This window comes from Roseateles sp. GW821-FHT09B06, from assembly GCF_059418245.1.
Window position 1 is genome coordinate 14,790 of record NZ_JBWKPM010000017.1, and the last position, 23,232, is coordinate 38,021.

The 23,232-nt window shown below is 69.0% G+C and carries 22 protein-coding genes; 8 read left to right on the forward strand and 14 right to left on the reverse strand.

Annotation, left to right across the window (positions count from 1 at the left end; translation table 11 throughout):
- Positions 1 to 43: 43 nt before the first annotated feature.
- Positions 44 to 1,318, forward strand: coding sequence for a DNA polymerase IV (dinB, locus tag AC07OQ_RS15335; RefSeq protein WP_495054000.1), 1,275 nt, complete (start codon positions 44 to 46; stop codon positions 1,316 to 1,318).
- Positions 1,319 to 1,614: 296 nt separating this feature from the next.
- Here the strand turns inward: dinB and AC07OQ_RS15340 are convergent, their stop codons facing one another.
- The 3 genes from AC07OQ_RS15340 to AC07OQ_RS15350 all read right to left on the reverse strand — a co-directional run bounded on the left by AC07OQ_RS15340 (position 1,615) and on the right by AC07OQ_RS15350 (position 3,848).
- Positions 1,615 to 2,172, reverse strand: a complete 558-nt coding sequence (locus AC07OQ_RS15340) for a DUF4272 domain-containing protein (RefSeq protein WP_495054001.1) — start codon at positions 2,170 to 2,172, stop codon at positions 1,615 to 1,617.
- Between the two features lie 111 nt (positions 2,173 to 2,283).
- Complete coding sequence (locus tag AC07OQ_RS15345) at positions 2,284 to 2,649, reverse strand: ribonuclease E inhibitor RraB (RefSeq protein WP_495054002.1); 366 nt, start codon at positions 2,647 to 2,649, stop codon at positions 2,284 to 2,286.
- 287 nt (positions 2,650 to 2,936) lie between these two features.
- Positions 2,937 to 3,848: a LysR family transcriptional regulator gene (locus AC07OQ_RS15350; protein ID WP_495054003.1), complete on the reverse strand. Its 912-nt coding sequence runs from the start codon at positions 3,846 to 3,848 to the stop codon at positions 2,937 to 2,939.
- Positions 3,849 to 3,917: 69 nt separating this feature from the next.
- On the opposite strand from AC07OQ_RS15350, the gene AC07OQ_RS15355 reads away from it, so the two are divergent.
- The 4 genes from AC07OQ_RS15355 to AC07OQ_RS15370 all read left to right on the forward strand — a co-directional run bounded on the left by AC07OQ_RS15355 (position 3,918) and on the right by AC07OQ_RS15370 (position 9,046).
- A complete protein-coding gene (locus AC07OQ_RS15355; RefSeq protein ID WP_495054004.1) occupies positions 3,918 to 5,300 on the forward strand; it encodes an acyclic terpene utilization AtuA family protein in 1,383 nt (460 codons plus the stop codon).
- 74 nt (positions 5,301 to 5,374) lie between these two features.
- The gene (locus AC07OQ_RS15360; RefSeq protein WP_495054005.1) at positions 5,375 to 5,728 is read left to right on the forward strand and encodes an AtuA-related protein; all 354 of its coding nucleotides are present in this window, start codon (positions 5,375 to 5,377) and stop codon (positions 5,726 to 5,728) included.
- Positions 5,729 to 5,778: 50 nt separating this feature from the next.
- Positions 5,779 to 6,738 carry a Bug family tripartite tricarboxylate transporter substrate binding protein gene (locus AC07OQ_RS15365; RefSeq protein WP_495054006.1) on the forward strand — a complete coding sequence of 320 codons (960 nt, stop codon included), beginning with the start codon at positions 5,779 to 5,781 and terminating at the stop codon, positions 6,736 to 6,738.
- A 160-nt stretch (positions 6,739 to 6,898) separates the two neighbouring features.
- A complete protein-coding gene (locus AC07OQ_RS15370) occupies positions 6,899 to 9,046 on the forward strand; it encodes an alpha/beta hydrolase domain-containing protein (protein ID WP_495054007.1) in 2,148 nt (715 codons plus the stop codon).
- 14 nt (positions 9,047 to 9,060) lie between these two features.
- On the opposite strand, the gene AC07OQ_RS15375 is transcribed toward AC07OQ_RS15370, so the two are convergent.
- Entirely contained in the window at positions 9,061 to 9,429 is a 369-nt protein-coding gene (locus AC07OQ_RS15375) for a YbaN family protein (protein ID WP_495054008.1), read from the reverse strand.
- Positions 9,430 to 9,474: 45 nt separating this feature from the next.
- Here AC07OQ_RS15375 and AC07OQ_RS15380 point away from each other — a divergent pair, with 45 nt between their 5' ends.
- The 3 genes from AC07OQ_RS15380 to AC07OQ_RS15390 all read left to right on the forward strand — a co-directional run bounded on the left by AC07OQ_RS15380 (position 9,475) and on the right by AC07OQ_RS15390 (position 13,035).
- Positions 9,475 to 10,395 (forward strand): LysR family transcriptional regulator, encoded by a 921-nt coding sequence (locus tag AC07OQ_RS15380; RefSeq protein ID WP_495054009.1) that lies wholly within the window; start codon positions 9,475 to 9,477, stop codon positions 10,393 to 10,395.
- A gap of 71 nt (positions 10,396 to 10,466) precedes the next feature.
- Positions 10,467 to 11,621, forward strand: coding sequence for an alpha-hydroxy acid oxidase (locus AC07OQ_RS15385; protein ID WP_495054010.1), 1,155 nt, complete (start codon positions 10,467 to 10,469; stop codon positions 11,619 to 11,621).
- A 163-nt stretch (positions 11,622 to 11,784) separates the two neighbouring features.
- On the forward strand, positions 11,785 to 13,035 hold the full coding sequence (locus AC07OQ_RS15390; RefSeq protein ID WP_495054011.1) for an anion transporter: 1,251 nt from the start codon (positions 11,785 to 11,787) through the stop codon (positions 13,033 to 13,035).
- On the opposite strand, the gene AC07OQ_RS15395 is transcribed toward AC07OQ_RS15390, so the two are convergent.
- The 10 genes from AC07OQ_RS15395 to paaA form a co-directional block, all read right to left on the reverse strand.
- Entirely contained in the window at positions 13,032 to 14,402 is a 1,371-nt protein-coding gene (locus AC07OQ_RS15395) for a serine hydrolase domain-containing protein (RefSeq protein ID WP_495054012.1), read from the reverse strand. The two genes, AC07OQ_RS15390 and AC07OQ_RS15395, sit on opposite strands and share 4 nt — an antisense overlap.
- Before the next feature lie 67 nt (positions 14,403 to 14,469).
- Positions 14,470 to 15,219 carry a GntR family transcriptional regulator gene (locus tag AC07OQ_RS15400; RefSeq protein WP_495054013.1) on the reverse strand — a complete coding sequence of 250 codons (750 nt, stop codon included), beginning with the start codon at positions 15,217 to 15,219 and terminating at the stop codon, positions 14,470 to 14,472.
- A gap of 60 nt (positions 15,220 to 15,279) precedes the next feature.
- Positions 15,280 to 17,337 (reverse strand): phenylacetic acid degradation bifunctional protein PaaZ, encoded by a 2,058-nt coding sequence (gene paaZ / locus AC07OQ_RS15405; RefSeq protein WP_495054014.1) that lies wholly within the window; start codon positions 17,335 to 17,337, stop codon positions 15,280 to 15,282.
- Positions 17,338 to 17,450: 113 nt separating this feature from the next.
- Complete coding sequence (locus AC07OQ_RS15410) at positions 17,451 to 18,605, reverse strand: ABC transporter substrate-binding protein (RefSeq protein WP_495054015.1); 1,155 nt, start codon at positions 18,603 to 18,605, stop codon at positions 17,451 to 17,453.
- 37 nt (positions 18,606 to 18,642) lie between these two features.
- Positions 18,643 to 19,263 (reverse strand): TetR/AcrR family transcriptional regulator, encoded by a 621-nt coding sequence (locus AC07OQ_RS15415; RefSeq protein WP_495054016.1) that lies wholly within the window; start codon positions 19,261 to 19,263, stop codon positions 18,643 to 18,645.
- 14 nt (positions 19,264 to 19,277) lie between these two features.
- Positions 19,278 to 20,357: a 1,2-phenylacetyl-CoA epoxidase subunit PaaE gene (paaE, locus tag AC07OQ_RS15420; protein ID WP_495054017.1), complete on the reverse strand. Its 1,080-nt coding sequence runs from the start codon at positions 20,355 to 20,357 to the stop codon at positions 19,278 to 19,280.
- Between the two features lie 141 nt (positions 20,358 to 20,498).
- On the reverse strand, positions 20,499 to 21,032 hold the full coding sequence (gene paaD, locus AC07OQ_RS15425) for a 1,2-phenylacetyl-CoA epoxidase subunit PaaD (RefSeq protein WP_495054018.1): 534 nt from the start codon (positions 21,030 to 21,032) through the stop codon (positions 20,499 to 20,501).
- Entirely contained in the window at positions 21,032 to 21,829 is a 798-nt protein-coding gene (gene paaC / locus AC07OQ_RS15430) for a 1,2-phenylacetyl-CoA epoxidase subunit PaaC (protein WP_495054019.1), read from the reverse strand. The genes paaD and paaC overlap by 1 nt, the downstream gene beginning before the upstream one ends.
- Before the next feature lie 94 nt (positions 21,830 to 21,923).
- On the reverse strand, positions 21,924 to 22,223 hold the full coding sequence (gene paaB, locus AC07OQ_RS15435; RefSeq protein WP_495054020.1) for a 1,2-phenylacetyl-CoA epoxidase subunit PaaB: 300 nt from the start codon (positions 22,221 to 22,223) through the stop codon (positions 21,924 to 21,926).
- Entirely contained in the window at positions 22,220 to 23,224 is a 1,005-nt protein-coding gene (gene paaA / locus AC07OQ_RS15440; RefSeq protein WP_495054021.1) for a 1,2-phenylacetyl-CoA epoxidase subunit PaaA, read from the reverse strand. The genes paaB and paaA overlap by 4 nt, the downstream gene beginning before the upstream one ends.
- Between the last annotated feature and the right edge of the window lie 8 nt (positions 23,225 to 23,232).

Here is a 23,232-nt window from a genome sequence, read left to right on the forward strand (position 1 = left end):
GTGCTGCCACACGCTGTCAGCAGCCCGCGCGACAATCTGCGGCATGGCCGCAGCCGCCCCTTTTCCTTCGTCATCGCCCTCCACTTCGATCGCCCTGCCCGAGCGCCTGATCGCGCATCTGGACATGGACGCGTTCTACGCCTCGGTGGAACTGCTGCGCTATCCGGAGCTGAAGGGCCTGCCGGTCGTGATCGGCGGCCGGCGCGAGCATGCGCCCCGGCTCAGGCCCGACGGCACGCGCGAGTTCGCGAAGCTGCGCGACTACACCGGCCGCGGCGTCGCCACCACCTCCACCTATGCGGCGCGCGACCTCGGCGTGTTCTCGGCCATGGGCCTGATGAAGGCCGCGCTGCGCGCGCCCGACGCGATCCTGCTGCCCACCGACTTCGAGCGCTACCGCCACTACTCGCGCCTGTTCAAGGCCGCGGTGGCCGAGATCGCGCCGGTGATCGAGGACCGCGGCATCGACGAGATCTACATCGACCTGAGCGAGGTGCCCGGGGCGCGCGAGCCGGTGGGCCATGACCCGCTGGGCGGCGTGCGCGCGGTGGCGCGCGAGATCAAGAACTCGGTCTGGCGCGCCACCGGCCTGACCTGCTCGATCGGCGTCACGCCCAACAAGCTGCTCTCCAAGATCGCCTCCGAGCTGGACAAGCCCGACGGCCTGACCCTGCTGACCCGCGAGGACATCCCCGGCCGCATCTGGCCGCTGGCGGTGCGCAAGATCAACGGCATCGGCCCCAAGGCCGCGGCCCGGCTCAATGCGCTGGGCATCGAGACGGTGGGCCAGATCGCCGCGGCCGAGCCGCTGTGGCTGATCGAGCAGTTCGGCAAGAGCTTCGGCGCCTGGTTGCACGAGGCCTCGCATGGCCGCGACCAGCGGCCGGTCGTGACCTTCAGCGAGCCGGTCTCGATCAGCCGCGAGACCACCTTCGAGCGCGACCTGCACGCGGTGCACGACAAGGCCCAGCTAGGCGCCATCTTCACGCAGCTGTGCGAGCAACTGGCCGGCGACCTGGCGCGCAAGGGCTACGAGGGCCGCACCGTGGGCATCAAGCTGCGCTTCGAGGGCTTCGTCACGGTGACGCGGGACCTGACGCTGGACCTGCCGATCGCCGACGCTGCGGCGATTCGGCGGGCGGCGGGGAGTTGCCTGAAGCGGGTGGACCTGAGCCGGCGGCTGCGACTGCTGGGCGTGCGCATCGGCAACCTGAGCCATCCGGGCGAGCGCCCCACCACCGTCAAGCCGGCGCGGCGGGCGGCCAAGCCTGCCGCCGCAACCGACGAACCCAAGCTGGAAAGCCTGGACCTGTTCTGATCAAGGGCCGGTGCGGCTTCCGGCTCGGGGCATGAGTGAGCTGTGCCGGCGGTTTCGATTGAGCAATTTCGGTGGCCCGCGCTGGCTGCGGGCAATGGCCGCTCGGAAAAGACAAACGGGGAGCGGATGGTCGTTCTGGGCTGGCGGCGGCCCGTCATCCCGCTGCGGTCTAGCGCCAAGTACCGACCCGTTGCGGTCCAAGGAATCGCTGGAATCAGCACCTGGGAGCAGTCGTTCAAGCTTGGAGTTAAACCGCGGACCGAGGTCTGCCAAGGGAGGTCGGGTCGAACGACCGGCTAGGTATCCGTTGCCACATGATCCCACTCTGCGTTTTCGTAACGCACAAGCCAGTTCAACGCTCGATGGCGCTCTTGTGTAACTTCGATGTTGTACCCGTTGGGCTCTATTTCGTCTTTTGCCTTGCTTGCGCGGCAACTTGCATGAGCATCGAAGTACCCTTCGACTGCCTGATGAATTTCATCCGCTGGCCTCAAGCTAGAGTTCTTGACGAAAGGCGCCACTGCTTCGCCAGGTCCCGGCGTCAATTCCAGAATGTTGCCGATGGTCGCTTCAGTGACTGGTGGTTCCAGTTCTGCCTGAAGACCGAGCGCCCAGCCGAGGGTGTATACGGACTCCATGCGCCAACTGAACTGGATCTCGTCTCTCTCAGAAGGCTTAGAGGTCGAAAGAAACTTGGCCTCCGAAGGAGACAGCGAAGGCCATAGCTTCTCCTTCTTTAGCCAGGCGACAACATCTTCCCGATGGACTCCCTGCGCCACTGCTGAAACAGCCGCTAGTGCCAGCATTCTTACGGCTACCTCGTCTGGGGATCGTAACGCTTTCACTTCACTCACTGAAAACACCTACGCTGAACCTGACCCGCGAGCGGCAGCGTGCCGACACGAGTTGGCTTGAGTGACTGGTTGTGGCGTTGCCGTCTAGCGACGTACTGGCAATCGGTGCGTTCACGCCTGTGAGAAGAAGCCCCACCCATCATTTCTTCCTTGGTATTTCGCAGCAACATCACCAAGCCAATCTTCCATCTCAGATATGGCCAACCACGACGGAACCATCTTCACGGTGAAGCATAGATCCCAGCACGCCTTCGCATCAAAGTAGCTCACCCGAACCTTGCCGTCCCGCGCAGTGAGTCTTGCAGCCATCAATTCGGCTTGCTCCTTCGTCGGGAAGATGAGCGAGAAGTCGACTGTCCTCGAACCGGAGAGGTCAGTCCCCTGCTTCCAAATTCCAAACAGAACATCACCATTCTCGTCTTCGGGAAACTGCTTCAAGTCTCGGCGAGCGAAGGCGCGCAATGCTTTCTCGAACATATGAGTGCTTGTTAGCGTGGACGCCCACGAAAGGTTGCTAGGCGCTATTGCGCTCTAACGAATGCAGGCGGATCGTTGACGATCCGCTGCCCACATTTGAGCACGCAATTTGAACGCGCGTCAGGTTGGCGACGTGGCCAGAAGCGAACCCTGACCAGCGGCAGCTTCTGGCCGACTGCCGTCTTAGCGATGAGCTGGGCGTGGGCCGGCACCCGTTGCACCACGGCCGCCCCGCCGAAGCACGCCGCATATCGCTCACCGCGGCCAGCAGCGGCAGCAGCACCTGCCTACGGCCGATTTCCCATCATCAATTCATACAAGGCCCGCGCCGCGGTGCTCAGCTCGCGGTCGCGCCGCCGGATCAGGAACAGCTGGCGATGCAGCCCCTTCCAGCGCAGCTCGCGCGTCGCCAGGCCCGGCTGCGACGTGAAATGGAACAGGCTGAAGCCCGGCACCACAGACAGGCCCAGGCCCGCCCGCACCATGCCCATTACGGTGGCCAGTTGCTCCACCTCCATCAGGGTCTGCATCTGCAGCGGATGTACGGCCGCGTCCAGCAGCTGGCGCACGCTGCTGTGCCGCGCCAGATGGATGAAGGGAAAGGGCTGCAGATCGCGCGGCGTCAGGCGCGGCCGGTCCAGCAGCTCGTGCCCTTCGGGGCAGACCAGATGGAAGCGGTCGCTGCTGAACGGCTCGGCGCGCAGCTCCGGCGTGTCCACCCGCACGGTGGCGATGGCCAGATCGGCCTGGCCCTCGCGCACGCGTGCCACGCAGGGCTCGCTCAGCACATCGGCCACCTGCAGCTCCACCCCCGGATAGGCAGCGCGGAAACGCCCCAGCAGCTCGGGCAGCCAGCCGGCCGCCAGCGAGGGCAGCAGGGCCAGCGAGACCTTGCCGCGGCGCAGCGTCGCATGGTCGCGCAGCTCGGCCAGCGCCTGCTGCAGCTGGGCCAGCAAGGGTCCGGCGCTGCGCTCGAACACCTCGCCCTCCACCGTCAGCGCCACATGGCGGGTGCTGCGCTCGAACAGGCGCACGCCCACCGCCTGCTCCAGGCCCTGGATCAGCGCGCTGAAGGCCGGTTGCGACAGATGACACTCGGTGGCCGCGCGCGTGAAACTGCGCAGCCGCGCCAGCGCGACGAAGGCCTGCAGCTGACGGCTGCTCAGCGAGGCGGACAGGGCGGGCAATTCTGCATTCATCTGCTTTGCAGAATAAACCATCCAAACAATCGAATTCACGGCTCACAGGGCGGCACCTAGAGTGGGCCCATGACGACGAGCCCCGATCCGAACCTCAAGCCCATGCTGCGCATCGCCTCGGCGGCGGGCTTCTCGGGCGACCGCCTGGACGCCGCGGCGCCGCTGGTGCGCGAGTTGATCGCGCTGAACGGCCCCGCCGTGCTGATCTTCGAGACCCTGGCCGAGCGCACCCTGGCGCTGGCCCAGCTGGCGCGCCGCCAGGACCCGGACGCGGGCTACGAGCCGCTGCTGGACGAGTTGCTGCGCCCGGTGCTGGCCGATTGCCTGGCCGCCGGCATTCCCATCATCAGCAATTTCGGCGCGGCCAATCCGCGCGGCGCCGCGCGCCGCATCGCCGCACTGGCGGCCGAGCTCGGGCTGGCCCGGCCGCGCATCGCGGTGGTGCTGGGCGACGACCTGATGGCGCCACCCCACCGCGCCGCGCTGCGCGAGGCGCTGGGCAGCCGGGTCGCCGCCGACGAGTCGCGCTGGGTCTCGGCCAACGCCTATCAGGGTGCCGAGCCGATTGCCCAGGCCCTGCTGGCCGGCGCGCAGATCATCGTCTGCGGCCGCGTTGCCGACCCGGCGCTGGCCCTGGGGCCGGCGATGGCCCATTTCGGCTGGTCGGCGGACGACTGGGACCGCCTGGCCGGTGCCACGATGGCCGGCCATCTGCTGGAATGCGGCGCCCAGGTCAGCGGCGGCTACTACGCCGACCCGGGCTTCAAGGACGTGCCGGGCCTGGCCACGCTCGGCTACCCGATCGCCGAGATCGACCGGGACGGCGGCTGCGTGATCACCAAGCCTGCCGGCAGCGGCGGCCGCATCGACCGCCACACCGTCACCGAGCAGCTGCTCTACGAGCTGCACGATCCGGCCGCCTATCTGACGCCGGATGTGGTGGCCGACATCGGCGCGGCCCGCCTGCACGAGGAAGGCCCCGACCGCGTGCGGCTCTCGGGCGTGCGCGGCCATCCGCGGCCCGAGCGGCTGAAGGTCAATGTCTGCACCGCTAGCGGCTGGATGGCGGAAGGCGAGATCTCCTATGCGGGCCCGCGGGCCGAGGCGCGCGCGCGCCTCGCGGGGCAGATCCTGCGCGAGCGCCTGGCGCCCCATGCCTTGCGCGTGGACCTGATCGGCGTGGCCAGCGTGCTGGGCGACGATGCGGGCCGGCTGCTGCAGGCCTTGCCGGTCTCGGCCGCGGGCGGTGCGCGCGACGTGCGCCTGCGCGTGGCCCTGCAACATGAGGACAAGCGCGTTGCCGAGCGCCTGACGCGCGAGCTCACCGCCCTCTACACCTGCGGCCCGGCCGGCGGCGGCGGCGTGCGCACCGCGCTGCGCCAACGCCTGGCGATGCAGGACTGCCTGCTGCCCCGCGAGGCCGCGCCGGCCTGGTTCGAGTTCCTGGAGTGAGCCATGCACCCCCTGCCACCCGCCGCACGGCCCGCCCGCAGATCTCCCCTTCCCCTCCGGACAAGGTACTGAAGATGGCCTCGATTCCCCTCTACCGCCTGGCCCATGGCCGCAGCGGCGACAAGGGCGACCGCAGCAATATCAGCGTGATCGCCTGGAAGCCCGAGTTCTGGCCGCTGTTGCTCGAACAGCTGACGCCCGAGGCCGTGACGCGGCAGTTCGCGCACCGCCGCCCCAGCCGGGTCGAACGCCATCTGCTGCCGCAGCTGTTGGCGATGAACTTCGTGCTCGACGGCGTGCTGGACGGCGGCGTCAACGACGCGCTGAACCTGGACGCCCATGGCAAGTCGCTGAGTTTCTGGCTGCTCGACATGCCCGTCGAGGTGCCGCCCGAGCTGCAGCCCCTGCTGCTGCCCGAGCCGTCCTGAAGCGCCGACTTCCTTTTTCCATCAGACATATCAACGAGGAGACCCACCCAATGCAACGCAGATCCCTGATCGCCGCGAGCCTGCTGGCCCTGGCCGCCGGCGGCGCCTGGGCCCAGGCCTACCCGGCCAAGCCCATGACCTTCGTCGTGCCCTTCGCGGCCGGCAGCGCCACCGACCAGTTGGCCCGCGCGCTGGGCCAGAGCCTGACCGAACAGAGCGGCCAGGCCGTGGTGGTGGACAACAAGGCCGGCGCCAGCGGCATGCTGGCCGCTCAAGCAGCGGCGCGCGCGCCGGCCGACGGCTACACGGTGCTGATCACCACCAACACCACCCATGCCGCCAACGAGCATCTGTACAAGAAGCTCAGCTACGACCCGGTCAAGGACTTCGCTCCCGTCACCGGCCTGGGCAAGGGCGGCCAGGTGCTGGTGGTGCGCGCCGACGCGCCCTACAAGAACGTCGCCGAGCTGCTGGCCCAGGCGCGCAAGGCGCCCGGCCGCTTAAGCTTCGGCAGCGGCAGCAGTTCCAGCCGCGTGGCCGGCGAGATGTTCAAGCAGCTCTCGCACACCGAGATCCTGCATGTGCCCTACAAGAGCAACCCACAGGCCGTCACCGACCTGCTGGGCGGCCAGATCGACTTGATGATCACCGACACCGCCACCGGCCTGCCGCAGATCAAGGGCGGCAAGCTCAAGGCCTTGGGTGTCTCCACCACCAGGCGCATTCCGCTGCTGCCCGAGGTGCCGACGATCGATGAGGCCGGCGTCAAGGGCTACGACATGGGTTACTGGTTCGCCGCCTATGTGCCGGCCAACACGCCGCGGCCGGTGGTGAGCAGGCTCAACGAGCTGCTGGTCAACGCCACCCGGAGCACCGCCGCCAAGGCCTTCTTCGACGGCGCCGGCGCCGAGGCCTGGAGCACCAGCCCGGAGGAGTTGGCCAGGTTCCAGGCCGGCGAAACCCAGAAATGGGGCAAGGTCATCAAGGCCGCCGGCATCGAGCCCGAGTGACATGAAGCCAGCAGACACGCGCCCACCCGAGCCCGCGATGACCCCGCCATCCTGAGCCGGGGCTCCGCGCCCCTTCTCCTCCCACCGACCCTGCCGCCGAGTGCTTCCCGCGCCCGGCCGGGCGGAGCCTTGCCCGCAAAAAAACATACAGGAGACAAGCATGTTCCGACTCCCCCTTCCTTGCCTCGCCGGCCCGGCGCTGAGCGCCGCCGCCCTGCTGCTCGCCGCCTGCGGCGGCAGCGACGGCGGCGACAGCAGCGCCCCCGTCGTCGCCGCGCCCAGGCCCACGCCGCAGCTCAAGCTGACGATCGCCTCCACCACCGCCTTCCCGGGCAACTGGGGCCAGGTCGGCGAGTACGAGCAGCTCAGCGGCACGCTCAGCGGCGAGCTCGATCCCGCCGATCCGAAGAACGCGGTGATCCAGGACCTGGCGCTGGCGCCACGCAATGCGCGCGGCCTGGTCGACTACAGCGCGGACTTCCTGCTGATCAAGCCCAAGGACATGAGCAAGGCCGGCGGCCTGCTGCGCTACGACGCGCCGAACCGCGGCAACATCCTCACCTTGATCAATCCGACCGCCTCGCCCAGCGACGCGGTCTATCTGGAGCGCGGCTATGTGTTCCTGTACTCGGCCTGGCAGGGCGATGTGCCCAAGAGCAGCCCGCAGCGCCTGACCGCCACGGTGCCGGTGGCGAAGAACGCCGACGGCAGCAGCATCACCGGGCCCTACCGCACCGAGCTCGTGCCCGCCACGGCCACGCCCTCGATGAGCCTGCCCGGCGGCGTCTTCAACGGCTCGATGATCCCCTATGAGCCGGCCAGCCTGGACAACACCCTGCCCGGCTATTCGCTGACCCGCCGGGTCAACGAGACCGACGCGCGCATCCCCATCCCGGCCGCGGACTGGAAGTTCGCCAGCTGCAGCGCGGCCGCACCCTTCCCCGGCACGGCCAGCGCCACGAGCGTCTGCCTGAAGGGCGGCTTCGACCCCAGGTACCTGTACGAGCTGGTCTATGTGGCCAAGGACCCCAAGGTGATGGGCGTCGGCCTGGCCGCGCTGCGCGACACCGTGAGCTTCTTCCGCAAGGCCGCGGCCGACAGCGCCGGCACCGCCAACCCGCTGGCCGGCCGCATCACCCATGCGATCGGCCAGGGCACCTCGCAATCCGGCAATGCGATGAAGACCTTTCTGCACCTGGGCTTCAACCAGGCGCTGGACGGAGCCAAGGTGTTCGACGGCCTCTACGCCCATGTAGCCGCCCGCCAGACCAACATCAACACCCGCTTCGCGGTGCCGGGAGGTGGCGGCGGGCTGCGCACCGACCACACCGCCTTCGGCCAGACCGCGCCGCGCGCGCTGGCGGCCGACTATGTGGACGCGCTGACCGGCCGCAAGGGCGGCGTGATGACGCGCTGCGCGGCCACCAGCACCTGCCCCAAGTTCTTCCTGGGCCTGTCGGGCACCGAGTTCTGGCAGCTGCAGGGCTCGCCGGTGCTGACCGATGCCTGGGGCTTCCGCGACCTGGCGCAGCCCGACAACGCACGCATCTACTACTACGCCAGCACCCAGCATGGCGGCGCCGGCGGCACGGCCAGCATTGCCTATGCGCCGGCGCGCAATGTCTACCCGGCCGGCACCGTCGTGCATTTCAACGACACCTTCCGCGCGCTGTTCGTCGCACTGGAGGACTGGGTGCTGCGCGACAGCGCGCCGCCGGCCAGCCAGGTGCCAGCCATCGCGGCCGGCACCCTGGTGCGCCCCGACCAGCTGCAGTTCCCGGCGATCAAGGGCCTCGCCTGGCCGGTCGCCGGCGTGGCCACCGCGGTGCCGGACTTCAATTACCTGGCCCGCTACAACGGCTTCCCGCTGCTGGACTTCGGCCCCGACTACAAGCCGCAGGACGAATCGGGCATTGCCTCGCTGCTGCCGCCGGCCTATCTGAACCGCGACTACGCGATCCTGGTGCCCCAGGTCGACCCGGCGACGGGCCTGACCCTGGCCGGCATCCGCAGCGTCGAGGCCCAGGTGCCGCTGGGCACCAGCCTGGAGTTCAACTATGTGGCCGCGCCGGGCATCGTCGACCTGTCCAACCTGACCGGCAGTTTTCTCCCCTTCCACAAGACCCAGGCCGCCAGACAAGCCGCCGGCGACACCCGGCCCTCGCTGGAGGAGCTGTACGGCAACCAGGCCGGGTACGAGAGCAAGCTCAAGGCCGCTGCCGACGCGCTGGTGGCGCAGCGCCTGCTGCTGCAGCGCGACGCGGACCTGATCCTGCAGCGTGCCCGGGCCGCGCCGATCCTGCCCTGAGCTTGGGGGCTGTCTCAGCGCCGCGTCGGCAGGCTCCACAGCCAGGCCGCCACCGCGGCGCAACCCGCCGCCGGCAGCCAGCACCAGGCCAGCGGCAGCTGGAAGCCGGCCCAGACCGAGCTGAGGGCCATCATCAGGCTGGCGAGCTGCTTGGCGCGCAGCGGCACGGCACGGCTGGCGCGCCAGTCGCGGATCAGCGGGCCGAGATGCCGATGGTTCAGCATCCAGGCCTCGCAGCGCGCGCTGCCCTTGGAGAAGCAGAAGGCCGCCAGCAGCACGAAGGGCGTGGTGGGCAGCAGCGGCAGGAAGATGCCGATCACGCCCAGCAGCAGGCTGAAGCCACCCGCCAGCAGCCACCAGAGGCGGAGCAGGTGTCGGGTCATGGGTGGACGGCCGGATGCATCGTCGGCAGTGTATACAGTGCGGCCATGACTTCGCCCTCGCCCCACAAGTCCGCCGGGCTGCGCCTGCCCTCGCTGGATGCGCTGCTGGCCTTCGAGGCCGCGGCGCGCCTGGCCAGCCTGGAGCGCGCGGCCGAGCAACTGCACCTCAGCGCCAGCGCCATCAGCAAGCGCATCAGCAGCCTGGAAGAGCTGCTGGGCGCGCCGCTGCTGATGCGCTCGGCCAAGCCGCTGGCGCTGACGGCCGCCGGCAAGGAGTACCTGCGCCAGATCGAGGGCGTGCTGGCGGCACTGGCCGCGATGCCGCAGCACCGTCGCACCGCCCAGGCCCGACCGCGCCTGCGGGTCAGCTGCCCGCCCACCTTCGCGCGCCAGATCCTGGTGCCGGCCCTGCCCGGCTTCGCGGCCGCCCATCCCGAGATCGAGCTGGAACTGGTGCTGAGCATCCCCTTCCTGGACGAACGCGCGCCCGAGGCCGAGGTGGAGATCCGCAACCAGGCGCTCGAACACGAGGGTCAGGTCTTGCTGCAGGACCGGGTGACGCCGATGGCCGCCCCGGCGCTGCTGGAGCGCCTGCCGCCGCTGCGCGAACCGGCCGAGCTGCAGGCCGCGCCGCTGCTGCGCACGCCGCTGCAGCCCTGGGCGCCCTGGCTGCGCGCCGCCGGCCTGCCCTGGCCCGAGCCGGACCGGGGCACGCGCTTCGTCGACCTGGGTCTGACCCTGGAGGCCGCCGTCTGCGGCCAGGGCGTGGCGCTGGCCCGGCCCAGCCTGGCCCTGCCCTATCTGAGGAGCGGCGCGCTGCGCATCCTGTTCCCGCTGCTGAGCGTGCCGGCGGCCCAGCCCTACGGCCTGCTGCAGCATGACGACGGCGCCCCGGCCGAGGCCTTCGCCGTCTGGCTGCAGGGCCATTGCCGGGCCCTGGCGGAAGAAGTTTCAGGCCTGGCCTGAACAAGTTTCCGCCGCGGCCGCCCGGCCCTGATCTAGCATCGCCGGATTCCAAGAACGACAGGAGCCGCTCCATGCCCGTGATCACCAATATCGAAGACCTGCGCGTGCTGGCCCAGAAGAGAGTGCCGCGCATGTTCTACGACTATGCCGATTCGGGCAGCTGGACCGAGAGCACCTACCGCGCCAACGAGAGCGATTTCCAGAAGATCAAGCTGCGCCAGAGAGTCGCGGTGAACATGGAGAACCGCAGCACCGCCGCCACGATGGTGGGCGTGGACGCGAAGATGCCGGTGGCGATCGCGCCGACCGGCCTGACCGGCATGCAGCATGCCGACGGCGAGATCCTGGCGGCCCAGGCGGCCGAGGCCTTCGGCATTCCGTTCACCCTGTCGACGATGAGCATCTGCTCGATCGAGGACGTGGCGGCCCACACCACGAAGCCCTTCTGGTTCCAGCTCTATGTGATGCGCGACCGCGACTTCATCGAGCGCCTGATCGACCGCGCCAAGGCCGCGAACTGCGGCGCCCTGGTGCTGACCCTGGACTTGCAGATCCTCGGCCAGCGCCACAAGGACCTGAAGAACGGCCTCTCGGCACCACCCAAGCTGACAATTCCCAACCTGATCAATATGGCGAGCAAGCCGCGCTGGTGCCTGGGGATGCTGGGCACCCGGCGGCGCCAGTTCGGCAATATCGTTGGCCATGTGAAGGGCGTCGAGAACATGGGCTCGCTCTCGGAATGGACCGCCAAGCAGTTCGACCCGCAGCTGAACTGGGGCGATGTCGAGTGGATCAAGAAGCGCTGGGGCGGCAAGCTGATCCTGAAGGGCATCCAGGACGTCGAGGACGCCAAGCTGGCGGCCGACTCGGGCGCCGATGCGCTGATCGTCAGCAACCATGGCGGCCGCCAGCTGGACGGCGCCGAGTCCAGCATCAATGCCCTGCCGCGCATCGTCGACGCGGTGGGCTCGGCGATCGAGGTGCATATGGACGGCGGCATCCGCTCCGGCCAGGACGTGCTGAAGGCCTGGGCCCTGGGCGCCAAGGGCTGCTACATCGGCCGGGCTATGCTCTACGGCCTGGGCGCGCTGGGCCGCGAGGGCGTGAGCAAGGCGCTGGAGATCATCCACAAGGAGCTGGACCTGACGATGGCTTTCTGCGGCCACACGCAGCTGAAGCATGTCGACAGCAGCATCCTGCTGCCCGGCACCTATCCGCAGGCCTAGCAGGCCGTTGACAAACTACTGCGGCGGCCATCTGCGTCGTTGCGCGGTGCTCGGAATCCTCACGTACAGGAAGTACGTTCCGGTTCCTGCGCTCCGGGCGCCTAGCAACTGACCGTCCTCGCAACGTTTTTCAACAGCCTGCTAGCCTGCCTAGAATGGCTCGATGCCATTCGACCCGATGCATCCGCAGACCGCCCTCGTGCTGGCGGTCTTTTTCATGGTCTACCTGGGCATGATCCTGGGCGGCCTGCCCAAGCTGCACCTGGACCGCACCGGCGTGGCCCTGCTGGGCGCCATCGCCATCGTCGGCACCGAGGTGATGACGCCCGAGCAGGCCGCGCGGTCCGTCCACCTGCCCACCATCCTGCTGCTGTTTTCCTTCATGGTGATCTCGGCGCAGATGCGGCTGGGCGGCTTCTACGGCGCGCTGACCCTGCGCATGGCGGCGCTGCCGCTCGCGCCGGCCGCCCTGATGGGCCTGGTGATCGCGACGGCCGGCGCGCTGTCGGCGGTGTTCTCCAACGATATCGTCTGCCTGGCGATGGCACCGCTGCTGGCCGAGGCCTGCCTGCGGCGCCGGCTCGACCCGGTGCCCTTCCTCTTGGGCCTGGCCTGCGCCAGCAATATCGGCTCGGCCGCCACCCTGATCGGCAACCCGCAGAACATGCTGATCGGCGAGGTGCTGCACCTGCCCTTCGCGGCCTACAGCCTGGAGGCGCTGCCGCCGGTGCTGGCCGGCCTGCTGCTGCTGTGGGGTCTGCTGGCCTGGAGCCTGAGGCGCGGCGCGCCATTGGCCGAGCCCAGCGCGGCACAGCTGGCCGCGCTGCATGCCGAGCAGGCGCCCGAGTACGACGCCTGGCAGACCGCCAAGGGCCTGCTGGTGGCCGGCGCGCTGCTGGTGATCTTCCTGTTCACCGACTGGCCGCGCGATGTGGCGGCGCTGGCCGGCGCCGGCCTGCTGCTGCTGAGCCAGCGCTTTCATTCCTCGCGGGTGATGAGCCTGATCGACTGGGAACTGCTGGTGCTGTTCATGGGCCTGTTCGTCGTCAACCAGGCGCTGGAGCTGAGCGGCGCCAGCCGCGCGGCGCTGGAGGGGCTGGTGGCGCAGGGCGTGGATCTTCGCGAGGCGCTGCCGCTGTTCCTGGCGACCCTGGGCCTGTCGAACCTGGTGTCCAACGTGCCGGCCGTGATGCTGCTGCTGCCGGCCGCCGAGCATGCGCATGCCGGGCCGACCCTGGCCCTGGTCAGCACGCTGGCCGGCAATCTGCTGATCGTCGGCTCGATCGCCAACATCATCGTGGTCGACGCGGCGCGCCGCCATGGCATCGCGATCGACTGGAAGCGCCATGCGCGCACCGGCGTGCCGGTCACGCTGGCGAGCCTGGCGGTGACGGCGCTCTGGCTGGCGCGCTAGCCGCGCGCCAGCTCCCACAGCAGCGCCTGCAGCCGCTCCTCCCATAGCGGAAAGCTGCTGTAGCGGCCGCGCTGGCGGGCCGGATCGGCGCCGGTGCCGCCGATCGCATAGGCGATGCCCGAACGCGCGGCCGGGTCCAGCAGCAGGCCCGAATGCAGGCCGTAGGCGAAGCCCAGATGGCCCCAGGCCTGCTGGCCGCCCTGCGGCAGCAGGCGGTCTCCGCGTCCGGCCACCGAGCGGTCGATGAAATGCTGCACGCCGAGCCCCCAGGCCTGGAACAGCCCGGCCAGCGAGTCGCCATTGGCCGCGTCGGCGTCGAGGCGCCATTGCTCGCTGCACAGCAGGGCCACGGACGCAGGCTTGAGGAAGCTGCGACCCTCGTGCCGGCCGCCCTCGGCCAGCATCGCCAGCACCGTGCCGAGGTCGGCCACGCGGGTGCGCAGCCGGCCCTGCGGGCCGAACAGCGAGCCGTTGCTGCCGAGTTCGTAGCCGTCCAGCCCGGCGGGCGGCGGCGGCCGGCGGCCGCGGAAATCGTCGGTCTGCACGAACCAGGGACCGGCGGTCTGCCAGGGCGCATCGTCGTCGGTGGCGCGCTTGCGGTAGAGCGTCGCGAGTTGGGCCAGTTCGGCCGCGTCGAACTGGCTGGCCTCGAAGCCGCCGCGCATCGCCAGCGGCGCCAGCACCTGCTCGCGCATCAGCGCATCGAAGCGCTGACCGGTGGCGCGCTCCATCACGCTGGCCAGCACGCCGTAGTTCAGGTTGCAGTAGGCGAAGAAGCAGCCCGGCGGCTCGGCCGCGGGCGACCAGGATTCGCCGCGGCCGAAATGCGCGCCGCCCGGCAGCAGCTTGCCCGCCAGGGTCTGGCCGGCCTCCAGATAGGCGCCGCCCGCGTCGCGCAGACCGGAGCGGTGGCTCAGCAGCAGGCGGATGCTCAGCGCCTGCCGCGGGAAGCCAGGATGGCGCAGGCGGTAGCCCAGCACTTCGGAGATATCGGCGTCCAGGTCCAGCCGGCCGGCCTCGACCAGGCGCAGCACGGCCAGCGCGACGATCAGCTTGCTGACCGAGGCGATGCGGTAGAGCGTGTCGCGCGTGGCGGGCAGGTCCTGTCCGCTGCCCGCGGGGTCGATCCAGCGCCGCCCGAACTGCGCCTCGAAGACCACCCGGCCGGCGCGCAGCACCAGCACCGACAGGCTGGCCAGCGGGCGCTCCGGGTCCTCGACCAGGGCCTGCAGGCGCCCACGCAGATCCGCCTCGGGCGCGGCGCGACCGAGGCCCGGCAGGCTCATCAGCAGCGGCGCCGCCAGCAGCCGGCGGCGCAGGAAGAACGGGGGCTCGGGGAGCGCAGGCGGCGGATCGCGGTCGGGCATCGCCGCAGTGTCGGCAAGGCCGGGGACGGCGGCGATTTCATTTCATGCCGGCCGGCATAAGGCCAGGTTATGCCGCGCCGTCGGTGGCAGGCGCCGGCTGGGGTTTGGCGCGCAAGACCTGGATCTCGAAGCGGTAGCGGTCGGCCCGGTACAGGCTCTTCGCATACTCGACGATCTCGCCACCGCTGCTCATCGACAGGCGCTCGATCAGCAGCGAGGGCGAGAACGGCGGCACGTCCAGCACATCGGCCTCCTCCTCGCTGAGCACGGTGGCCTGGATCTGCTGGCTGGCCGAGCGGATCTGGATGCCGAACTGGCGCTCCAGCACCTCGTACAGCGAGCCGCGTGCCAGGTCTTGCGGTTCCAGCCCCGGCAGCAGGGCCTGGGACAGATAGACCGTCTCCAGCGCCATCGGCTCGCCGTTTGCCATGCGCAGGCGCCTGAGTTCCAGCACCGGCGAGCCGGGCACGATCTTCAGGCGCTGGGCCAGCTTGGCGCCGGCCGCGATGCGGCGCGTCGACAGCAGCTCGCTGGACGGGGTCAGGCCGCGCTCCTGCATTTCCTCCGAGAAGGACAGCAGCTGCGGCTGCTTCAGCACCGGCTGGCCGGACACGAAGGTGCCGGCGCCCTGCTTGCGCTCCAGCAACCCGTCGTTCTCCAGTTCGCGCAGGCTGCGCCGCAGGGTTTCGCGCGCCACCTCGAAACGCTCGCTCAGCTCGCGCTCCGGCGGCAGGCGTCCGCCCTCGCCATTGGCCTCGATCAGGGCCAGCAGCTGCTGCTTGAGCTGCTGGCGTTTTTGGGTTCGGTCCGTCGCCATCGTGGGGCGGCATCTTAGCCGCAGCCGCGCCGACTTCAGACCTTTTCTAGACCAATATCCTCAGGCCGCGGCCGCCGGCTTTTTCGCCACCAGGGTCAGGATGTCGTAGCTGGCCACCAGCTCGCCGCGCTGGTTCATCACCTGCACGTCCCAGGCCACGACGCCCTGCGGCGGCTGGTCGGGGCGGTTGCCGCGGTCGATGCGGCGTTTGCAGGTCAGGCGCGCCTGGATGGTGTCGCCGATCGCCACCGGGTTGACGAAGCGCAAGGTGTCCAGGCCGTAGTTGGCCAGCACCGGCCCCGGCGCCGGCGAGACGAACAGGCCCGCCGCGGCCGACAGCACGAAGTAGCCATGCGCGATGCGCCGGCCGAACTGCGTGTCCTTGGCCGCGATCTCATCGAAGTGCATGTAGAAGAAATCGCCCGAGATGCCGCCGAAGTTGACGATGTCGGCCTCGCTGACCGTGCGGCGATGGGTCAAGAGCGAGTCGCCGATCTGGATCTCTTCGAAATGCTTGCGGAAGGGGTGGATCGCCTCTTCCTGCACCCTGGCGCCGCGCTGGTACTCGCCGGTGATGGCGGTCAGCATGGTCGGCGAGCCCTGCACCGCGCAGCGCTGCAGGTAATGCTTGACGGCGCGCAGGCCGCCCAGCTCCTCGCCACCGCCGGCACGGCCCGGGCCGCCATGCTTGAGCGCGGGCATCGGCGAGCCATGGCCGGTCGATTCCTTGGCGGCCTCGCGGTCCAGCACCAGGAGGCGGCCGTGGAAGGCGGCCGCGTGATAGACCGCCTGGGCGGCAATCGCCGGGGTCTTGGTGATGACCGAGCCGACCAGGCTGCCACGGCCCTTGGCGGCCAGCGCCAGCGCCTGGTCCAGGTCCTCATAGGGCATCAGCGTGGACACCGGGCCGAAAGCCTCCAGCTCGTGCACCGCCTCGTTCGCAAAAGCGTCGCGGCACAGCAGCAGCGTGGGTGCGAAGAAGGCGCCCTCGCCGACGCCTTCGCCCATGGGCGCGAAGCCGTCGCGCTCGCCGAACACGATCTCGTTGCCGGCGCTCAAGGCCGCCAGGCGCGCGGCCACGTCGGCCTGCTGCTCCTTCGAGGCCAGCGCGCCCATGCGCACGCCCTCGACGGCCGGGTCGCCGACCTTGATCTTGGCCAGGCGCTCGCGCAGCATCGAAGCCACCGCATCGATGTGCTGGCGCGGCACGATCGCGCGCCGGATGGCCGTGCATTTCTGGCCGGCCTTGGCGCTCATCTCGCGCGCCACTTCCTTGACGAAGAGCTCGAACTCCGGATCGCCAGGCTCCACGTCGGGGGCCAGGATCGCGCAGTTCAGGCTGTCGGCCTCGGCATTGAAGGGGATGCTGCGCGCGACGAGGTTCTTGTTGACCTTCAGCATCGCGGCGGTGTCGGCCGAGCCGGTGAAGGTCACGACATCGGTCTCGCTCAGGCGGTCCAGCAGGTCGCCCGAGCCGCCCACCACCAGCTGCAGCGCGCCCGCGGGCAAGAGGCCCGACTCATGCATCAACCGCGCGCAGGCCTCGGCCACATAGCTGGTGGCGGTGGCCGGCTTGACGATTGCCGGCATACCGGCAAGGAAGCTGGGCGCGAATTTCTCCAGCATGCCCCACATCGGGAAATTGAAGGCATTGATGTGCACCGCCACGCCGCGCTTCGGGACCAGCACATGGGAGCCGATGAACTGGCCTTCGCGGCCCAGCGCCACGGCCGGGCCCTCGTGCACCACATTGCTGGAAGGCAGCTCGCGCCGGCCGGTGCTTGCATAGGCAAACAGGGTGCCGGTGCCGCCCTCGATGTCGATCCAGCTGTCGGCGCGGGTGGCGCCGGTATGGGCCGAGATCGCGTAGAGCGCTTCCTTCCTCTCGACCAGATAGGCCGCCAGCGCCTTCAGGATCGCGGCACGCTGCTGGAAGTCCAGCTTCAAGAGGGCCGGCAGCGCCTTGTGGCGCGCGAAGTCCAGGCTCTCGGCGAAGTCGATCGCCTCCGCATGGGTGCGGGCGACGACCCGGCCGTTGATCGCGCTGCGCAGCTCGCGGCTCGCGGTGGCGCCGATCCAGCGGTCGGCAATCAGGCTCTGGAGGATGGTGGTGCTCATGGCAAAAGAAACCTCGGAGAGAAAGAAGACGAGCCCACGGCCGGGCTCGTCGTCGGGCGCGGATCGCGCTTAGTCGAGCTTAGTCGCGCGTAGTCACGCTTAGGCCGCTTTGATCAGGGAACGTATTTCCAGGCGCCGTTCTCGATCTTGACCATCACGCGGGCACGCTGGTCCAGGCCCAGGTGGTCGGTGGCCGACATATTGAAGACGCCATGGGCGCCGGGCATCTCCTTGACGGACTCCAGCGCGTCGCGCAGCGCGGCGCGGAAGGCCGGCGTGCCGGGCTGGGCACCGCCCTTGAGCGCGGCCGGAATGGCCGCCTGCAGCAGCAGGCCGGCATCCCAGGCATGGCCGCCGAAGGTGGAGACGCTGCCCTTGCCGAAGGCGCCCTCGTACTTGCCGATGTAGTCGTTGGCGCTCTTCTTGGCCGGGTGGTTGGCAGGCAGCTGGGCCGCCACCAGCACCGGGCCGGAGGGCAGGAAGGTGCCTTCCACGTCCTTGCCGCCGACGCGCAGGAAGTCGTTGTTCGCGACGCCGTGGGTCTGGTAGTACTTGCCGGCGTAGCCGCGCTCCTTGAGCGTCTTCTGCGGCAGCGCGGCGGGCGTGCCCGAGCCGCCCACCAGCACCGCGTCGGGCTTGGCGGCCAGCACCTTCAGGACCTGGCCGGTGACCGAGGTGTCGGTGCGGTTGTAGCGCTCGTTGACCACGATCTTCAGCCCCTTGATGCCGGCGATCTTGGCGAACTCCTGGTACCAGCCCTCGCCATAGGCGTCGGCAAAGCCGATGTAGCCGGCCGTCTTGACGCCGTTGTCCACCATGTGCTGGACGATGGCCAGGGCCATCATGATGTCGTTCTGCGGAGTCTTGAACACCCATTTCTTCTTGGCATCGACCGGCTCGACGATGCGCGCCGAGGCGGCCATCGAGATCATCGGCGTGCTGGCCTCGGACACGGCATCGATCATCGCCAGCGAATTGGGCGTGACGGTGGAGCCGATCACCACGTCGACCTTGTGCTCGGTGATCAGCTTGCGGGTGTTGGAGACGGCGGCCGTGGTGTCGGAGGCGTCGTCCAGCACGATGTAGTTGACCTTCTGGCCGGCGATCGTCGTGGGCATCAGGGTGAAGGTGTTCTTCTCCGGAATGCCCAGCGAGGCCGCCGGGCCGGTGGCCGAGACGGTCACACCGACATTGATGTCGGCCTGCGCCGCCAGCGCGGCGGCGGCGGCCGCGATGGCCAGAATGGTCTTGCTGATCAGCTTGCTCATCTTCTTCGTCTCCAACAGGTTGTTGCTCGTTAGTCGGTCAGTTATCGTCCGCCGGCGCGGCCGGGGCCTGCACCGCGCCCAATCCACCAAAGAACAGATCCGCCACCATCGGCGCCACGGCCTCGTAGGTCAGCTCGCCGTCGGGCCGCAGCCAGGTGAAGGTCCAGTTGATCATGCCGAACAACAGCATGGTCAAGGGCTTGTGCAGGCGCTGCGCCTCCAGCTCCGGGCGCACGGCGGCCACGGCGTCGGCAAAGGCGGCTACCACCTTGCGCTCCACCTCCAGCAGGCGTGCGCGATCCTCGGCATCGAGGAATTTCACGTCCTCGGTCAGCACGCGGTGCTGATGCTGCGCCTCGCCGTACTCGCGCACGAAGCGCGCGATCAGCGCACGCAGATGCGCCTCGGGGGCCAGGTCTTGCGCCCTGACCTGCTCGACCAGCGCGGCCAGGCTCTGCACATGGCCCTCGCAGATCTGCATCAGCAGCTCGTGCTTGTCGCGCACATAGTGGTAGAGCGTGGGCTTGGAGACCTGGCAGGCCTCGGCCACCTCGTTCATCGAGGTGCCGGGATAGCCCTGGCGCGCGAACAGGCGCGCCGCGGCGGCGAGGATCTCCTCGCGGGTGGATTCGAAACCTGGGGCTCGTCCTCGGGCCATTGCTCTATTTCTTCTTATCGTTCATCGAAGGAGATCACCACGCGATCGGTCAGCGCGTGGGCCTGGCAGCTGAGGATAAAGCCTGCCGCGACCTCGTTCTTGTCCAGCGCGAAATTCTTGTCCATGCGCACCTCGCCCTCCAGCAGCTTGCAGCGGCAGGTGGAGCAGACGCCGCTCTTGCACGAGAAGGGCACGTCCATGCCGGCGCGCGCGGCGGCGTCCAGGATGCTGGGGTCGGTCTTGCGGAACTCGATCTCGCGGCTGATGCCGTCGCGGATCACAAGCACCTTGGCCGCGTCGGCGTCGCTCTCCAGCATCTGGTGCGGCGCCGGCCTGCCGGTCTGCATCTCGACGGTGCCGAAGCGCTCGATGTGGATGCGCTCCTCGGGCACGCCGGCCTCCTTCAGCGCGCCTTCGGCCTGCTCGTTCATCTCGAAGGGGCCGCAGACGAATACCTGGTCGATGCCGGCGGCCGGCACCAGGGTCCGCAGGAACTCGGCGAGCTTGGCCTTGTCCAGGCGACCTGCCAGCAACGGCGCGTCGACCGCTTCGCGCGAGAACACATGGTGCAGGGACAGCCGGGTCAGGTACTGGTTCTTCAGGTCCTCGATCTCTTCCTTGAACATCGTGGAGGCCTGGCGGCGGTTGCCGTAGATCAGCGTGAAGCGGCTGCCGGGCTCACGCGCCAGCACGGTCTTCATGATCGAGAGGATGGGCGTGATGCCCGAGCCGGCGGCGATGCCGACATGATGGCGCCGCGCCGCCGGATCGATCGGCACATTGAAGCGCCCCTGCGGCGGGAACACCTGGATCTGGTCGCCGGCCTTCAGCGAACCATGCACCCAGCCGGAGAACACGCCGCCGTCGACCTTGCGCACGCCGACGCGCAGCTCGCCGTCGTCGATGCCGGCGCAGATCGAATAGGAGCGGCGCAGGTCCTGGCCGGCGACGTCCTGGCGCAGGGTCAGGTATTGCCCCTGGGTGAAGCGGAAGATGTCGGCCAGTTCGGCCGGCACCTCGAAGCTGACGACCACGGCCTCGTCGGTGTCGGGCCGGACCTCGCGCACGCGCAGCGGGTGAAAGTGAAGACTCATATCAGTTTTCCAAGTCGCTTCGCGGCCATCACGCCGCATGAACCGATTGCATTCCCAAGCGAGCGGCGCCGATCCGGCTTTGCCGGGCGGTCGGCGCTGCCCCCTCGCAGGGGGCCGGCGAAGCCGGTGGGGGGTGGTACGTCATATCGGCTTGAAATGTTCGAATGGTTCGCGGCAGCTCAGGCAGCGGTACAGCGCCTTGCAGGCGGTGGAGCCGAAGGCCGAGAGCTTCTCGGTGTGCTCGCTGCCGCAGCGCGGGCAGGCCAGCTTGGTCAGCGCGGCGCGGTGTACCAGCCGGATCGGCTGGGCGCCGCCGGCCGCCAGACCGTTGGCGAGCCCGGGCGGCGCGATGCCGTATTCCTTCAGCTTGCGGCGGCCCTCGTCGCTGATCCAGTCGGTGGTCCAGGCGGGCGCGCGCTGCATGGTGATCTCGATCTCGCCGAAGGCGGCCAGCGCGGCGCGCACATCGTCCTGGATCAGCTCGGTCGCGGGGCAGCCCGAGTAGGTGGGCGTCAGCACCACCTGCAGGCCGCCGGCGGTTTCCTTCAGGTCGCGCACGATGCCCAGCTCGCACAGCGAGATCACCGGCACCTCGGGGTCGGGGATCTGGCGCAGCACCTCCCAGGCGGCCTCGAGCCGGCCACAGGCATTGCTGAGCTGGGCCGGGGCGCTCATCACCACTTGCCTTCCGGATAGGCTCGCTGCAGGTATTGCAGCGTGACCAGCAGATGGCCCATGTGCTCGCTGTGGATGCCTTTGCGGCCCTGGCTCTGGTAGGCGCTGTCCTTGGGACAGGCCTGGCCGGCCTCGGTGAGCACCTCGCTCATCTGCGCGCGCCAGTCGTCCTTCAGGCTGGCCCAGTCGGGTCCCAGGCCCTGGGCCGCGGCGGCGGCATCGATGGTGTCGCTGTCGAACAGCTCGTTGAAATAGGGCCACAGGGTATTCAGTGCGGCGGCGAGGCGCGCAGCCGATTCCTCGGTGCCATCGCCCAGGCGCACGACCCAGTCGGCCGCATGCTGCTGGTGGTAGGCGGCCTCCTTGACCGCCTTGCCGGCGATTGCCGCGAGCTCGGTGTCGCTGGACTTCTCCAGGCGGCGCCACAGCAGCAGCAGCCAGCTGGAGACCGCGAAATTGCGTAGCTGGGTGAAGGCGAAATCGCCGCGCGGCAGCTCCATCAGCACCGGGTTCAGGTACTGGCGCTCATCGCGCAGGAAGGCCAGTTGGTCCTCGTCATGGCCCTGGCCGTCCAGCTTGGCGGCATGGGTCAGCAGCGCACGGGCCTGGCCCAGCAGGTCCAGCGCCATGTTCGAGAGGGCCAGGTCCTCCTCCAGGATCGGCGCATGGCCGCACCATTCGGAGATGCGCTGGGCCAGCACCAGGCAGCTGTCGCCCAGGCGCAGCAGGTACTGGACTTCTGGCTCGCTGCCGACCTTGATAGATTGCTGTGTCACTCGTTCTCTCCTGTCCCCCATGCCGGCCCAGCGGAGCCCGAGGATCTGGCTTCGCCAGGCCTGCGGGCTCGCCCCCTCGAGGGGGCGCGCGAAGCGCGTAGGGGGTGGTCCTGTCTTACATGTGGTTCAGCGATTCGGGCAGCTCGTAGAAGGTCGGGTGGCGGTACACCTTGTCCTCCATCGGATCGAAGTACATGCCCTTCTCGCCCGGGTCGGAGGCGACGATCTGGCTGCTCTGCACCACCCAGATGCTGGTGCCTTCCTGGCGGCGCGTGTAGACGTCGCGCGCCAGCTGGATCGCCATCTTGGCGTCGGCCGCATGCAGGCTGCCGCAATGCTTGTGGTCCAGGCCCGCCTTGTTGCGGACGAAGACTTCCCACAGCGGCCATTCGTTTTGGGTCGTCGTTGTGCTCATGCTGCTTGTTCCTTCGTGGCTTGTTTGCGCGCGTGGGCCAGTGCGGCCTCGCGCACCCAGGCGCCGTCGTCCCAGGCCTTGACGCGGGCGGCCAGGCGCTCGCGGTTCATCGGGCCGTCGCCGTTGACGACGCGCCAGAATTCGGCCCAGTCGATGGCGCCGAAGTCGTGCTCCTCGCGCTCGGCATTCCACTTCAGATCGGGGTCCGGCAGGCTGACACCGAGGATCTCGGCCTGCGGCACGGTCGCGTCGACGAACTTCTGGCGCAGCTGGTCGTTGGTGATGCGCTTGATGCCCCAGCGGATCGACTGCTCGGAATTCGGCGAATCCTTGTCGGCCGGCCCGAACATCATCAAGGACGGCCACCACCAGCGATTGACCGCGTCCTGCACCATAGCCTTCTGCTCGGCCGTGCCCTGCTTCATCATCACCAGCAGCGACTCGTAGCCCTGGCGCTGATGAAAACTCTCCTCGCGGCAGACGCGGATCATCGCCCGCGCATAGGGCGCATAGGAGCAGCGGCACAGCGGCACCTGGTTCATGATGGCCGCGCCATCCACCAGCCAGCCGATCACGCCGATGTCGGCCCAGGTGAGGGTCGGGTAGTTGAAGATCGAGCTGTACTTGGCCTTGCCCGTGTGCAGCGCGTCCAGCATCTGGTCGCGGCTGGTGCCCAGCGTCTCGGCGGCAGAGTACAGGTACAGGCCGTGGCCGGCCTCGTCCTGCACCTTGGCGAGCAGGATCGCCTTGCGCTTCAGGGTCGGCGCGCGGCTGATCCAGTTGCCCTCGGGCAGCATGCCGACAATCTCGGAATGCGCATGCTGGCTGATCTGGCGCACCAGGGTCTTGCGGTAATGCTCGGGCATCCAGTCCTTGGCCTCGATGAAGTCGCCGGCATCGATGCGGGCCTCGAAGGCCGCCTCGGCCTGGGCCTCCTCGGCCGTCTTGATCTTCTTGCTCGGCGCGTCCTGCGGACCGACGCTCATGGCTTGGGTATACATGCTGTGCT

What these genes read in the sequence shown, in the direction of transcription:
- dinB (WP_495054000.1), top strand. Translation starts at nt 44, where the DNA reads ATGGCCGCAGCCGCCCCTTTTCCTTCGTCATCGCCCTCCACTTCGATC.
- AC07OQ_RS15345 (WP_495054002.1), bottom strand. Translation starts at nt 2,649, where the DNA reads ATGTTCGAGAAAGCATTGCGCGCCTTCGCTCGCCGAGACTTGAAGCAG.
- AC07OQ_RS15350 (WP_495054003.1), bottom strand. Translation starts at nt 3,848, where the DNA reads ATGAATGCAGAATTGCCCGCCCTGTCCGCCTCGCTGAGCAGCCGTCAG.
- AC07OQ_RS15355 (WP_495054004.1), top strand. Translation starts at nt 3,918, where the DNA reads ATGACGACGAGCCCCGATCCGAACCTCAAGCCCATGCTGCGCATCGCC.
- AC07OQ_RS15360 (WP_495054005.1), top strand. Translation starts at nt 5,375, where the DNA reads ATGGCCTCGATTCCCCTCTACCGCCTGGCCCATGGCCGCAGCGGCGAC.
- AC07OQ_RS15365 (WP_495054006.1), top strand. Translation starts at nt 5,779, where the DNA reads ATGCAACGCAGATCCCTGATCGCCGCGAGCCTGCTGGCCCTGGCCGCC.
- AC07OQ_RS15370 (WP_495054007.1), top strand. Translation starts at nt 6,899, where the DNA reads ATGTTCCGACTCCCCCTTCCTTGCCTCGCCGGCCCGGCGCTGAGCGCC.
- AC07OQ_RS15375 (WP_495054008.1), bottom strand. Translation starts at nt 9,429, where the DNA reads ATGACCCGACACCTGCTCCGCCTCTGGTGGCTGCTGGCGGGTGGCTTC.
- AC07OQ_RS15380 (WP_495054009.1), top strand. Translation starts at nt 9,475, where the DNA reads ATGACTTCGCCCTCGCCCCACAAGTCCGCCGGGCTGCGCCTGCCCTCG.
- AC07OQ_RS15385 (WP_495054010.1), top strand. Translation starts at nt 10,467, where the DNA reads ATGCCCGTGATCACCAATATCGAAGACCTGCGCGTGCTGGCCCAGAAG.
- AC07OQ_RS15390 (WP_495054011.1), top strand. Translation starts at nt 11,785, where the DNA reads ATGCCATTCGACCCGATGCATCCGCAGACCGCCCTCGTGCTGGCGGTC.
- AC07OQ_RS15395 (WP_495054012.1), bottom strand. Translation starts at nt 14,402, where the DNA reads ATGCCCGACCGCGATCCGCCGCCTGCGCTCCCCGAGCCCCCGTTCTTC.
- AC07OQ_RS15400 (WP_495054013.1), bottom strand. Translation starts at nt 15,219, where the DNA reads ATGGCGACGGACCGAACCCAAAAACGCCAGCAGCTCAAGCAGCAGCTG.
- paaZ (WP_495054014.1), bottom strand. Translation starts at nt 17,337, where the DNA reads ATGAGCACCACCATCCTCCAGAGCCTGATTGCCGACCGCTGGATCGGC.
- AC07OQ_RS15410 (WP_495054015.1), bottom strand. Translation starts at nt 18,605, where the DNA reads ATGAGCAAGCTGATCAGCAAGACCATTCTGGCCATCGCGGCCGCCGCC.
- AC07OQ_RS15415 (WP_495054016.1), bottom strand. Translation starts at nt 19,263, where the DNA reads ATGGCCCGAGGACGAGCCCCAGGTTTCGAATCCACCCGCGAGGAGATC.
- paaE (WP_495054017.1), bottom strand. Translation starts at nt 20,357, where the DNA reads ATGAGTCTTCACTTTCACCCGCTGCGCGTGCGCGAGGTCCGGCCCGAC.
- paaD (WP_495054018.1), bottom strand. Translation starts at nt 21,032, where the DNA reads ATGAGCGCCCCGGCCCAGCTCAGCAATGCCTGTGGCCGGCTCGAGGCC.
- paaC (WP_495054019.1), bottom strand. Translation starts at nt 21,829, where the DNA reads ATGGGGGACAGGAGAGAACGAGTGACACAGCAATCTATCAAGGTCGGC.
- paaB (WP_495054020.1), bottom strand. Translation starts at nt 22,223, where the DNA reads ATGAGCACAACGACGACCCAAAACGAATGGCCGCTGTGGGAAGTCTTC.
- paaA (WP_495054021.1), bottom strand. Translation starts at nt 23,224, where the DNA reads ATGTATACCCAAGCCATGAGCGTCGGTCCGCAGGACGCGCCGAGCAAG.